Genomic DNA, 10,863 nt, shown 5'->3' with positions numbered 1-10,863 from the left:
GTAGGGGAGTAGGGGAGTAGGGGAGTAGGGGCCTATTCCCCTACCGCCTAATCTATCAAATGCCTTCGCCGGCAAGCTCTTCCGACAGGGTGGCGACCTGGTTCTGGGCGCTTCGCATCATCGGATAGATGGCCAGCACTCTCTGCCAGGCCTCGAGCGCCGATTGCTTGTGGCCGGTCTCCGCCATGATCTGGGCCAGCCCCGACAACGCACCGAAATGGCGTGGCTCGAGCTGCAGTGCGCGGTCGATGTCGGCCATCGACTTGCCGTAGTTCTTCATCATGAAATGTACGGTGGCGCGGCGGTTCCAGCCTTCGGCGTAGTTTGGCTGCAAGGTCACCACCTGGTCCAGGAAATCGAGCGCGACGTCGAACTTCTGATCGCTCATCGCTTTTTGCGACCACTGCATCATCAGGTCGATCGAGGCGCTGCCAGACTGGGACCATTCGTTCCAGATGTTGCCGGCAATGCGCTCGGCGGCCTTTTCGTTGCGCTCGCGCTTCAGATCGGAGAACAGCTTGTCGAGCCGGGCCTGTTTCGTCATCGGCGGGGCCGGAGCGTCCGGAGCCACGGGCTGGGCACCGGAGGGCGCCGACTGACCATCCGCGGCTGCCACCGCGATCGGCCGATCACCGGCCTGCGTCGGCAGGGAGATGACACCGGAAACAAGGAAAGTCGTCAAAAATACAAAAGGAATCCGCATTGCCCGAGTTTACTCCCGGGCGGCGGAACATCAAAGTGATTTAGCGTGGGAAGGTCGGCTGGCCGACAAACATCAATGGGCGGAGGCAAAAAAGCCTCCGGCCGAGAACTCAACCCTGGCGCGCCTTGTAGCGCGGGGCGGTCTTGTTGATGATGTAGATGCGGCCCTTGCGGCGAACCAGCTGGTTGTCGCGGTGACGCGCCTTCAGCGCCTTGAGCGAATTCTTGATCTTCATGGTCTTGCCTGTCGGTGTGAACCCGGTTCCGGGTCGAAATTTTAAGGCGCGCCAGAAGACGCGCCTTTTGAACGGTGGGTGGCTCATAAACGAGGAGCCTTGCCCATGTCAACCGTAAGTCAACCGCAAGCGTGCTCCGCGTCCCGATATCATCAAATATCCGCCATGTCGGCCCCGTGGCATTGCGCGACCTCAGGCGGGCTGGGATCATGCCGCGACAATCAAGTGATTTGGGGACAAAGATGCGCCGAATTTTACTGTCCACCTGCCTTGTCGTCCTGGCGGCGAGCGCGGCTGCCCGAGCACAGGAATGCGACCGCTCCGACGACGGCCAGCAGATGATGAATATCTGTGCCGGTGAGGATTATCAGGCGGCCGACGCCAGGCTCAACAAGGCCTATCAGGATCTCATCGGCTCCGATGATGCCGATGGCAGGAAATTGCTACAGGCGGCGCAACGGGCCTGGATCGCCTTCCGGGACGCCGAGTGTACGCATTCCACCGCCGCCAGCCAGGGTGGGTCCATCCATGCCATGGAGGTCTCGCAATGCCTGACCAGGCTGACCAATGCTCGCATCAAGCAGCTCGCCGCCTCCGCCCACTGCGAGGAAGGCGATGCGGGCTGCGCCGGCGAGGACAGTGACGAGGTGCAATAGGCGCGTTTGGGATCAGCCGCGGCGGCTGACGCGGGTGAAATGGCCCATCTTGCGGCCGGGCCGGGCCTCGGCTTTGCCGTAGAGATGCAGCATAAGATCGGGCTCGGCGAGCAGGGCTGGAACGCGCAGCACGTCATCGCCGATCAGGTTCTCCATCACGCAATCGGAATGGCGATCGGGGCTGCCAAGCGGCAGTCCGGCGATGGCGCGGATATGTTGCTCGAACTGCGAAACGATGCAGGCGGCTTCGGTCCAATGGCCGGAATTGTGGACACGAGGCGCGATCTCGTTGGCCAGCAGCGAACCGTCGGCCAGCACGAAGAACTCGACGCCGATCACGCCGACATAGTCGAGCGCGGACAATATCTTCGATGCCGCCACCCGCGCGGCTACCGCCGTTTCGGGTTTGATGCCGGCCGGCAAGGTCGATGTATGCAGAATGCCCTCGCGGTGCACATTTTCGGCCGGATCATAGGCGGCGACAGTGCCGTCCAGGCCCCGCGCGGCGATGACGGAAATCTCGCGCTCGAACGGCACGAAGGCCTCCAGGATCAGCGGCACATTGCCCATCGCCTCGCAGGTGCCGGCGAAACCGCCGGCTTCCATGTTGCGGAAGACCCGCTGGCCCTTGCCGTCATAGCCCATGCGCCGCGTCTTCAGGATGCCGCTGCCGTCGAACGCCTTCAGCGCCGCCGTCAGTTCCTGGTCGGTGTCGACCTGATGGAACGCGGCGGTGGCGATACCGATGCCGTTGAGGAATGTCTTTTCGCTCACCCGGTCCTGCGCCACGTCAAGCGCACGCGCCGGCGGATAGACCGGCACCCTGGCGGCAAGCGCGGTTGCAGCGGCCACCGGAACGTTCTCGAACTCGTAGGTGACGACGGCGCTCGCCGCCGCCAGTTCGGCAAGCGCGGCCGGGTCGTCATAGACGGCCGTGATCTGCCAGTTGGCGACCTGGGCGGCCGGGCAATACGGCTGTGGCTCCAGCACGATGGTGCGGTAGCCGAGGCGGGCGGCGGCCATCGCCAGCATGCGACCCAGCTGGCCGCCGCCAATGATGCCGATCGTCGATCCGGCGGGCAGGCTCACGGCGTGTCCGTCGGTTCTGCCGCGACCTTGGCGGTCTGCGAGGCGCGCCAGGCATCCAGCCGCGCGGCCAACTTGTCGTCGTTCAGCGCCAGCACGGCGGCGGCAAGGAGAGCCGCATTGGCAGCACCGGCCTTGCCGATGGCGAGCGTTCCGACAGGAATGCCGGCCGGCATCTGGACGATGGAGAGCAGAGAATCCTGGCCGGACAGCGCTTTCGATTCCACCGGCACGCCGAACACCGGCAGCGGCGTCATTGCCGCCGTCATGCCGGGCAGGTGCGCCGCACCCCCGGCGCCGGCGATGATCACCTTGTAGCCGGCCGCCTTGGCGCCCTTGGCGAATTCATAGAGTCGGTCGGGCGTGCGGTGCGCCGAAATGATCAGCCGTTTGTGGGGGACACCAAGCGCCTCCAGCGTCTCCGCTGCCTGGCGCATCGTCGCCCAGTCGGATTGGCTGCCCATGATGATGGCGACGTCGGCGCGTTGATCGTTCAAGCTTCTGCTCCCCGGCGACAAAGGCGCGCCTTAGCGGAATTCGCGCGGGGCCGCAAGGATTTCAGGCCATCGGCGAGGTGCCGACGGCCACATCCGGTTCATACCGCCGCCTTGCGGAAGCGGGCTACGAAGTCGTCGAGCTCGGGCCGCTCCATGTCGGAGATCGCCCAATAGGAGAAGGCGCCGTCGCTCCAGTGCACCATCGAGAAGCCGCCGGAGGAAAGATCGTCCGGCTGGGTGGTCTTGCCGCCCTGCTGAGGTTCGGCGACGAGCGTGATCAGGTGCTCGCGGTGGCGGTAGACCAGCGCCGGCATCGGCCGGCCTGATATCACCTCGACCCGGCCGCCGATGAGGGCGAAACCGTCCTGGGCAAGGTCCGGCGCGGGCGGCGAGACGCCGATCCGGGCGTCGAGCCACGGCTTGACCGTATGGCGGTCGGACGAGACGATGTCGAGGGGACTCGCGGCAAGCAGGCTGCGGCGATGGCCGCTTGCGACAGCGGCGGCAAAGCCGTCATCCACGCCACTCTGCATCACCCATTGTGTCGCTCCACTGGCCAGCACCGCGCTGATCATGATCGACGCGGCCATGGCGCGCCAGTCGAACGAGCGGAAGCGGCGTGCCCTTGGCGATGGCCGCATCTGGGACGAGCGTGTCTCGGCGCCTCGTCTCATGCCCCTGCCAGCGCCCGAGATCAATCCCGGCAGCGCCGACGGTCCGCCCCGCTGCGGCTCCGCCGCCTCGGCATGCTCCTGCTGTTCGGAGCCGGCCATGCCGATCGCCGCGATGCGAGCCAGAAAGGCGTCGCTGACTTCGGGGCGCGGCAAGCGGCCGACCGTGCCTCGCAAGGCAAGGATGCGGGCGTGCTCGGCGGCAAGCCGGGGATCGGCGGCGATGCGACGCTCCACAGCAAGGGCCGCCGCCGCATCGAGCTCGCCATCGACAAGGGCGTGGATCATCAGTCTGATACCTTCGGGATCATTGGGCAGTCCGTCGTCATGGCCGGTCATGGCGCTCTCCCCAGTTCAGATGCCAGCAGGCTACGGGCACGGGCCAGCCTGGACATCACCGTGCCCATCGGCACGTCGAGCATGGCGGCTATCTCACGATAGCTGAGACCGTTGATGTCGCGCAGCACCAGCGTTTCGCGAAACGGCTGCGGCAGGGCAGCGATCGCCGCCTCGAGTGCCGCCGTATCGGCCCTGGCGATCAGGCTCACTTCCGGGCCGTCCTCGTCGGACAGGCTGGTGCCATGGGCGGCGGCCATGTCCTCGAGATCGCCGAGATCGCCGACGGCCATCATGCCGCGCGGTCGGTTGCGCGCCATCCAGGTATAGGAGGTGTTGCGCACGATGGTCAGCAGCCAGGCACGGGCATTGCCGCCGGCATAGCCCGATATGCCGGCATGCGCCTTGATGCAGGCGTCCTGCACGACGTCCTCGGCATCGGCGGCATTGCCGGTCAGCCAGCGGGCAAGCGCCAGCGCGTCGCCGAGATGCGGCAGCACTACCTCGTTGAAGCGCTCTGCCAGGGCTCTCTCGCTCAAAGCAGCACCATGATCCCCTCCGGGATGGACTGGGCGTGCCGCCTCAAGATGCGACAGCGATTTTGCCTTGTCTGCAGGAGCAAAGCCCCCGGAAACGGGCGAAGTCGCCTGCCTTGCTGAAAGTGAATTCATCTGCGTCACCAGTGTCAAGCGCCATGAAAAGGAGGGGCGCCAAGGAGGAGTGACTGATGACGATCATGTTCGCCAGCGCATGACGGCGGCTGACGCCGCAGCCGTGTTCGCTGTGCTCGCGATGATGGGGCATGCCGATCTCCTCAACGCCAGCTTTGGCGTATGTCGAGGAGACTTGTTGAGGAGACGATTTATTCCCGCGTGGGCAAATCCGGCTGTTCACGGTCGCGTGATCAGCCGGTGCTTTGGCATGGTCGGTTTGGCGATCAATCCGGCCAGCGCAAGACGCCCGACGAATCCTTGCGGGCGATTTTCATCGCGTCGGCCGGGCGATCCTTGGCTGTCAGCACGGCGCGCAGCCGTTCGGCGACGACCTCCGCCTCGCCGGGATGGAGGTTGCAGGGGTCGAGGAAAAAGTGGCCGCGCTCGACCTCGTGGTTGCGCACGATGATCGGCGGCGAGCCGGCGGCAAGCGCCGAGGCGAGCCCTGCCGCGGTGAAGCGGCTCTCCGGCGAGACGAAGACTTGCAGCCGGTCGAGTGGATTGGCTGTCGGGTCCGGAATAATGTTGGCGGCGATGCCGGGCAGCCCCTGCAGCGCATCCTTCCACAGATTGAGCGCCGCCTCCTCGCGCCGGCGGATGCCGGCATGGTCGCGCTTCTCCCAGGCTTCGAGCGCCGCCATGGTGCCGGCGATGCTTTCCTTGCCGACCTTCATGGCGCGGGCGACGCCGCGGTTCTGCAGATAGGCTGATCGCACCAGGTCCTTGCGGCCGGTGACGATGCCGCTGGTCGGCCCGCTCAGGAATTTGTGGCCGCTGTAGACGACGACATCGGCGCCGCGCGCCAGGAAACCGCGCAGATCATATTCGGACGCGGCGTCGACGATGACAGGCACACCCTTGGCGTGGCAGATCTCGCAGAATTCCTCCAGCGACAGCATGCCGTACTGCACGGTGTGGTGGGCGACGACATAGAGGCCCGCCGCCGTGCGCTCGTTGATCGCCTCGCGCACGTGATAGTCCTGTGTGACGCTGACCGTGCCGGCGGGCACCACCCTGGCGCCGGCGACGCGGACCGACTGATCGATCGGCGCGCCATAGTTGACGATGTGGCCAAGCTGGATGACGACCTCGCACTTGAGGTCGCCGGTGTCGTCGGGCAGGCGCTCGATGGCAAGCAGGCTGGTTCCCGTCATCGCACCGGCGATCGCCATGGTGATGCCGCTGGCGCAGCAGGCGGTGATGAAGCCGGCCTCGCCGCCGGTGAGGCGCGCGACGACTGTGCTCGCGACACGCTGCAGGTCGTCCATCTCCACCCATTGCGAGGCCATTTCGGTCATGGCGCTGATCGCCTCGGGAACGATGATCGAGGCGCCGAGCGCGGTCATGGTACCGGAGACGTTGATGATCGGCCTCAAGCCCAGCCGTTCGCGGATGGTGGTGTTTGAGCCGGTGTCGGAATAGGTTTTCATGTGAGCTAATCCCGTGGGGTGGCAGGTCAGGCGGCGATCTCGACGACCGCTTCGATTTCAACGGTGATGTTTCCAGGCAGCGAGCCGACGCCGATCGCCGAACGGGCATGGCCGCCGATCTTGTCGAAGACATCGGCGAACAGGTCCGAACAGCCATTGACCACCTTTGGATGGTCGCTGAAGGTCGGCGTCGCGTTGACGAAGCCGAGCAGCTTGACGACGCGCACGATGCGGCCGAGATCGCCGGCGGCGGCATGCATGACGGCAAGCAGATTGAGCCCGGTCAGGCGGGCATGCTGATAGGCCTGCTCGACCGTCACATCCTCCCCCACCTTGCCGGTGCAGAGCGTGCCGTCGGCGCGCAATGGCCCCTGGCCGGAGAGGAAGATCAGCCGGCCGCTTTCGGCGTGCGTGACGAAGTTGGCGATGGGCGTCGGCGGCTCGGGCAGCGTCAGGCCGAGTTCGGCGAGCCTGGTATAAGGCGTCATGGATGAAGGCTCCTTGGGCGGCCTTGGCCGCCTGAGTTTAGAAATGCGAGGCGCGGAAGCGCGCCAGGAAAGTGCGGAGGCGTTCGTTGGTGGTCTCCGCCGCGAGGATCTCCTTCGGCGGTCCGACGGCGCTGACGCCGCCATCGGCCATGAAGACGATGCGGCTCGAAGCGTCGCGGGCGAAGGCCATTTCGTGCGTCACCATCAGCATCGTCATGCCGTCCTCGGCGAGGCTGCGCACCACGGCCAGCACTTCGCCGACCAGTTCGGGATCGAGGGCGGAGGTGATTTCGTCGAGCAGCAGGATCTTCGGTTCCATGGCCACGGCGCGGGCGATGCCGACGCGCTGCTGCTGGCCGCCGGACAGTTCGGCCGGCAGGCTGTCGGCCTTGTGGGCGAGGCCGACGCGGCCGAGCCAGTGTTCGGCGATCGACCGCGCCTCGGCCTCGCTCTTTCCCCGCACCTTGGTCAAGCCCAGCATGATGTTGCCGGCGGCCGTCAGGTGGGGGAACAGGTTGAAGCTCTGGAACACCATGCCGGTCTCGGCGCGCATGGCGGCAAGATCGCGCTCGCTGCGGCGCTGGCGCGTCCCGGCCTCGCGATAGCCGACCTCCTTGCCGTCGATGCGGATCGAGCCGCTGTCGTAGCTTTCGAGGAAGTTGACGCAGCGCAGCAGCGTGGTCTTGCCGCTGCCGGAAGGGCCGATGACGGTCACCACCTCGCCGCGCTTCACCTGAAGGCTGACGGAGCGCAACACCTCGACGGCGCCGAAGGCTTTCGAGACATCGCACACGTCGAGCAGCGCGGGACTGGCGTTCGAGGTTTCGGACATCGTGCTATTCCCGGATGAAGGAGAAACGCCGCTCGAGCCGCCGGCTGGCGAGCGAGAGTGCGTAGTTGACTGCGAAATAGATGAGCGCGCCCAGTATATAGAGCGGCATCGCTTCATAGGTGCGGCCGATGACCTGGTTGATGGCCTGCATCAAATCGGTGATGCCGAGCAGCGACACCAGCGCGCTGCCCTTGACCGCGTCGGTGACGCCATTGATCCAAGGCGGCAGGAAGCGCCTGAAGGCCTGCGGAAAGATGACGTAGGTGAGCCGTTGGCGAAAGGTCAGCCCGATCGCCATCGCGGCTTCGGACTGTCCCTTCGGGATCGAGCCGACCGCGCCCCTGAGATACTCGATGACCTGCGCCGTCTTGAACAGAGTGAGCGCGGAAACCGCGGCCCAGAACGACGGCAGATGCAGCCCGATCGCGGGCAGGCCGTAATAGACGAAGAACATCAGCACCAGGATCGGAATGCCGCGAATGGTGTCGGAGAAGATGCGCACCGCCCAGCGCAGCGGCATTGGTCCATAGACCAGGCCGACACCCAGCAGCACGCCGGCGATGAGCGACAGGACCACGACCAGCAGCGAGACCCACAAGGTCACGGCGAAGCCTGCGGCAAGGAAGGGCAGTGCATAGAGGATCTGGCTCAGCATGTCAGCGCGCCGCCCTGAACCGGCGCTCGACGAGCCGCAGCCCGAAAAGCATGATGTAGCCCGTCACCAGATACATCGCGGTGGTGACGAGGTAGACCTCGACGATGCGGAAGGTGTTGAAGTTGATCCACTGGGCGCCGAAGGTGAGTTCGGGCACCGAGATGACCGAGGCGATCGAGGTGTCCTTGAACAGCGAGATGAAGGTATTGGATAACGCCGGCAGCGTGATGCGCAGCATGGTCGGCAGGCGCACATGCAGCAGCCTTTGCCAGGGCGTGAGGCCGATCGCCTTGCCGGCGTCGAGCTGGCCGCGCGGGATAGCCTCGAGCCCGGAGCGAAATACCTCGACCAGATAGGCGCCGCTATAGACCGACAGGGTCGATACAAACGAGGTTGGTGCGCTGTAGGCCAGGTCGACCACGGTCGGCAGGCCGTAGAAGACGAGATAGACCAGCAGGATCAGGGGCACGTTGCGGATGAATTCGACATAAGCCGCGATCACCGCCCGCACCACGCGTCCGGCCGAGACATACCAGACCGCGAGCACCAGCCCGATGACGACACCGATGGCGATCGAGATCACGGCGAGCTCGAGGCTGAGCAGCAGGCCGCCCCACAGCTTGTCGAAATGCCGCCAGATCAGGTTGAAATTGAGCGTATAGCCCATGCGCCTCTCTCGGTGCCGAGCGATTCAAGGATAGGCTGCGGGGGAAGAACGCTCAAGACGCTCTTCCCCCGGCTGGGTCAGATGACCGGGAAGCCGGGATGGCGTGCCGGCGGTTCCTGGCCGAAATAGTCCTTGAATGCGGCGTCGTAGAGCGCCGTCTCATGGCCGAACATGGCGATGGTGAAGGTCTGGTCGACATAGGTCAGCCAGTCGAGATCGCCTTGCCTGACGGCCGCGCCGTAAAGCATCGAGTACCAGCTCTTGCCGGCATCGAAATACTTGTCAGGGTTGCGCGAGGCGAGCCAGCGCACTGTGGAGAGGTCGACCGCGGCGGCGTCGACGCGCTTGGATTCCAGCGCCTGCAAGACGTTGGCCTGGGTGTCGATCTGCATCACCTGCGCCTGCGGCAAGGCGAAATGCACCGAGCTTTCGGCGTCGACATTCTGCAGGATCGAGATACGCGTGGCGGCGCCGTTCGCCAAGAGCTTGTCGAAGGTCTTGTTTTCGGAGCCGGGCAGGGTCAGCAGCGCGACGCCCTCGACGTAATACGGCCGCGAGAAGTGGATCAACTGCGAGCGCTGCGCCGTCATGGTCATGAACTGGATGGTGATGTCGACCTTGTTGGTCGTCACGTTCGGGATGCGCTGGGCCGGGTCCTGCATGACGAACTCGACCTTGGTCGGATCGTCGAAAAGGCCCTTGGCCAGGATGCGGCCCATGGTGATGTCCATGCCGACCAGTTCGCCGGCATCGTTCTCGAAGTGCCAGGGGGCGTTGGTGCTGCCGGTGCCGACAATAAGCTTGCCGCGGTCAAGCACCGTGCGCAGCAGGCTGTCGGATGCGGCTTGCGCGGCGGCCTTCTGGGCATCGACGGTTGCCAGCACGCCGGCCGTCGCAAGTCCCGCCATTCCCAATTTCAGAAAATCACGTCTTCCGGATGTGTCGTTCACGGCGACCTCCTTTCGTGTTGTGTTCCCCTATGCACAGGCCATACACGCGACAGTGATCGTCAAGGATTGTCTCTTACAAGAGACTCATGTATCCTGTACAAGACAGATACTAACACTAGGAATCGACAATGCAAGATGGCAATGCCTTGGCCGTGTCAGCCGATGAGAAGACGGCGGGCTCCCGTGAAAAGGGCCTCAACCGGGTCCTGGAGATCCTGGAGTTCCTTCATATGACGCAGCGCGCGATCGGCATTGGCGATCTCGCCAAGGGGGTCAATGCGCCGCGTTCGACGACCTACACGCTGGTGCGGTCGCTGGTCGATGCCGGCCTGCTGGAAATGGCCGGCGACGGCAACCGCGTCTATTTCGGCAAGAAGCTCTACCTCTACGGAATGGACTATGTGCGCGGCAACGACCTGTTGCGGCGAGGGCGCCAAGAGGTCGATCATCTGTCGCGCGAGACCGGCGAGACCTCGGAACTGTGCATGCTGCAGAGCGGCCGCTATACGATCGTCCATTCCAGTCCCGGCACCAGGCCGTTCCGCATCAGTTCAGCCACCGGTCTGCAGATACCGCTGCCCTGGACCGCCTCCGGCCGGCTGCTGCTTGCGGGGCTGGATAGGGCGGCGATCGAAGCCATGGTGTCGGACGACGATCTCGTGCTGCCCGACGGCCGCAAGCTGCGGCTCGAAGATTTCATCGCCGATATCGCAAAGGCAGGGGTGACCGGCTATTGCGTCACCTCGGGCCTGGTCGACGCCTATACGAAATGCCTCGCCGTGCCGGTCTTTTCAGCGCCAGGCAAGGTCGAGGCGACGATGTGCCTGGTGGTTCCCATCGATACGTCGGAGGAGCGGACCGCCGATCTCATCGGCTTGTTGCGCGGCCGCGCCGCCGGGCTTTCGATCGGCGGATAGGCGGAAAGTGCCAGCCGGGGTCTCGCG

At 65.0% G+C, this 10,863-nt stretch carries 15 protein-coding genes; 2 read left to right on the top strand and 13 right to left on the bottom strand.

Going from position 1 to position 10,863, the window contains the following annotated elements:
• Positions 1–55: 55 nt before the first annotated feature.
• Entirely contained in the window at positions 56–703 is a 648-nt protein-coding gene (locus tag LB543_RS31400) for a tetratricopeptide repeat protein (protein WP_140754657.1), read from the bottom strand.
• A 109-nt stretch (positions 704–812) separates the two neighbouring features.
• Positions 813–938, bottom strand: a complete 126-nt coding sequence (ykgO, locus tag LB543_RS31395; protein WP_006203764.1) for a type B 50S ribosomal protein L36 — start codon at positions 936–938, stop codon at positions 813–815.
• A gap of 242 nt (positions 939–1,180) precedes the next feature.
• Here ykgO and LB543_RS31390 point away from each other — a divergent pair, with 242 nt between their 5' ends.
• Positions 1,181–1,594, top strand: a complete 414-nt coding sequence (locus LB543_RS31390; protein WP_140754655.1) for a lysozyme inhibitor LprI family protein — start codon at positions 1,181–1,183, stop codon at positions 1,592–1,594.
• A 12-nt stretch (positions 1,595–1,606) separates the two neighbouring features.
• Here LB543_RS31390 and LB543_RS31385 read toward each other — a convergent pair whose 3' ends face one another.
• From LB543_RS31385 to LB543_RS31335, 11 genes are all read right to left on the bottom strand, one after another.
• On the bottom strand, positions 1,607–2,683 hold the full coding sequence (locus LB543_RS31385) for a 5-(carboxyamino)imidazole ribonucleotide synthase (protein WP_224617048.1): 1,077 nt from the start codon (positions 2,681–2,683) through the stop codon (positions 1,607–1,609).
• A complete protein-coding gene (gene purE / locus LB543_RS31380) occupies positions 2,680–3,177 on the bottom strand; it encodes a 5-(carboxyamino)imidazole ribonucleotide mutase (RefSeq protein ID WP_224617045.1) in 498 nt (165 codons plus the stop codon). The genes LB543_RS31385 and purE overlap by 4 nt, the downstream gene beginning before the upstream one ends.
• A 98-nt stretch (positions 3,178–3,275) precedes the next feature.
• Entirely contained in the window at positions 3,276–4,187 is a 912-nt protein-coding gene (locus LB543_RS31375) for an anti-sigma factor family protein (protein ID WP_224617043.1), read from the bottom strand.
• Complete coding sequence (locus LB543_RS31370; RefSeq protein WP_224617042.1) at positions 4,184–4,723, bottom strand: sigma-70 family RNA polymerase sigma factor; 540 nt, start codon at positions 4,721–4,723, stop codon at positions 4,184–4,186. Before LB543_RS31370 ends, LB543_RS31375 begins: the two co-directional genes overlap by 4 nt.
• 43 nt (positions 4,724–4,766) lie before the next feature.
• Positions 4,767–4,988 (bottom strand): hypothetical protein, encoded by a 222-nt coding sequence (locus tag LB543_RS31365; protein ID WP_224617040.1) that lies wholly within the window; start codon positions 4,986–4,988, stop codon positions 4,767–4,769.
• A 133-nt stretch (positions 4,989–5,121) separates the two neighbouring features.
• On the bottom strand, positions 5,122–6,327 hold the full coding sequence (locus LB543_RS31360) for an aminotransferase class V-fold PLP-dependent enzyme (protein WP_224617038.1): 1,206 nt from the start codon (positions 6,325–6,327) through the stop codon (positions 5,122–5,124).
• A 26-nt stretch (positions 6,328–6,353) separates the two neighbouring features.
• Complete coding sequence (locus LB543_RS31355; protein WP_140809721.1) at positions 6,354–6,815, bottom strand: RidA family protein; 462 nt, start codon at positions 6,813–6,815, stop codon at positions 6,354–6,356.
• 37 nt (positions 6,816–6,852) lie between these two features.
• Positions 6,853–7,647 (bottom strand): amino acid ABC transporter ATP-binding protein, encoded by a 795-nt coding sequence (locus LB543_RS31350; RefSeq protein WP_224617037.1) that lies wholly within the window; start codon positions 7,645–7,647, stop codon positions 6,853–6,855.
• Positions 7,648–7,651: 4 nt separating this feature from the next.
• Complete coding sequence (locus LB543_RS31345) at positions 7,652–8,302, bottom strand: amino acid ABC transporter permease (protein ID WP_140809717.1); 651 nt, start codon at positions 8,300–8,302, stop codon at positions 7,652–7,654.
• Position 8,303: 1 nt separating this feature from the next.
• Positions 8,304–8,969 (bottom strand): amino acid ABC transporter permease, encoded by a 666-nt coding sequence (locus LB543_RS31340; protein WP_224617035.1) that lies wholly within the window; start codon positions 8,967–8,969, stop codon positions 8,304–8,306.
• 77 nt (positions 8,970–9,046) lie between these two features.
• Positions 9,047–9,919 carry a transporter substrate-binding domain-containing protein gene (locus LB543_RS31335; protein ID WP_140809713.1) on the bottom strand — a complete coding sequence of 291 codons (873 nt, stop codon included), beginning with the start codon at positions 9,917–9,919 and terminating at the stop codon, positions 9,047–9,049.
• Positions 9,920–10,047: 128 nt separating this feature from the next.
• Between LB543_RS31335 and LB543_RS31330 the strand changes: the two genes are divergently transcribed.
• A complete protein-coding gene (locus tag LB543_RS31330) occupies positions 10,048–10,836 on the top strand; it encodes an IclR family transcriptional regulator (RefSeq protein WP_224617033.1) in 789 nt (262 codons plus the stop codon).
• Positions 10,837–10,863: the final 27 nt, after the last annotated feature.

This window comes from Mesorhizobium sp. ESP7-2 (assembly GCF_020164715.1).
Classification (GTDB): domain Bacteria; phylum Pseudomonadota; class Alphaproteobacteria; order Rhizobiales; family Rhizobiaceae; genus Mesorhizobium.
This window is presented reverse-complemented; position numbering and strand designations above follow the sequence as displayed.